Here is a 1,091-nt window from a genome sequence, read left to right as displayed (position 1 = left end):
CGCCACCGCCGCCGCCGCCGCCACCGCCGCCGCCGCCGCCGCCACCGCCGCCGCCGCCGCCGCCGCCACCGCCACCTCCTGCTGGAGGAGGCGTGAATCTCGGTAAGGGCTGACCTTAGCGCCCGCCTCGACCCACGGGCTGCGATTGCACCACGCGGCCCAGCGCCAGCACCCGCAGCGTGATCGACTCGTTGTCTGCCGGATCCTGCTGCGGGTGCGGCTCGGCAATGGCTCGCACACGTAGCCGCGGGAAGAGCGGCAGCTTCTCCGCCAGCACCTCCGGCATGTACGTCGGCAGCGGCGAACCGCTGCCCAGAGAGAGCAATCCGCCGATGTGCTCCCCGCCGAAGAGCTTGCGCTTCAGGTAATGACGCTCCTCGATCAGGATTCGCTGCGCCGTCGTTTCAAGGTAATCCGACGCGAGCGACCGATTGACCTGGGCAAACGCCTGCCGCACGCGCGACAAAGCGCCCTCCAGGAGCGGCACCGCCGCGCTCCGCGGCCTCTGCAGGAGCTCCTCCGCCGCGTCGAGCGCCTCCTTCAGCCGTTTGTCCGCCGCCGCGAGCTGGGAGGCCACGGCCACCGTCGTTTTCAACGTCTCCAGCGGATCACAGGTCATCACGAGCTCGCCGTTCACGATCACCAGCGGCTGCTCGAAGATCCCGTCCTCGTCGATGGCCTCCTCCATCACGCGGGCCATGCCGATCGCGTCGAGCGGCGGCACGCGGCCGAGCGCGCGCCGGATGTCGCGGCGATCCGTCACGGCCTGCGTCGGCTCCTCCGGCTCCTCGCCCGTGATCCATTCCGTCGGGCGCTGCGGATCCCGCACGTAGGACGCCCACGCCGATTGCTGCCGCACCCGCTGCGGCGCGTGCTCGTCGAACCAGATCAAATCGACGTATTCGGAGGCCGGCGGGCGGCGCCGCACGGGCACGGGCGTCGAAGGCGCGGGCGTGGCCGGCTCGGGGCGCGGCGCGGCCAGGGCCGCAGCATCCGAGGCCGCCGCGAGGCCGCCGAGCGTCGCCTGGGCGTCGTGGAGCGGCGGCGGCGCGACGGGCGCGGGCGGCGGGACTGCGACGGGCGCAGGTGGC

Annotated in this window: 1 pseudogene; it reads right to left on the bottom strand. The window is 73.2% G+C overall.

Annotated features, from left to right (window positions below):
• Nucleotides 1–115: 115 nt before the first annotated feature.
• A pseudogene (locus QHF89_RS49865) lies at nucleotides 116–1,091 on the bottom strand (hypothetical protein); the annotation flags it as partial.

The sequence above is a fragment of the Polyangium sorediatum genome (genome assembly GCF_029946465.1).
In the GTDB taxonomy this organism is placed as follows: domain Bacteria; phylum Myxococcota_A; class Polyangia; order Polyangiales; family Polyangiaceae; genus Polyangium; species Polyangium fumosum.
Note: the sequence above shows the minus strand (reverse complement) of the source record. Positions and strands in the feature narration are given on the sequence as shown.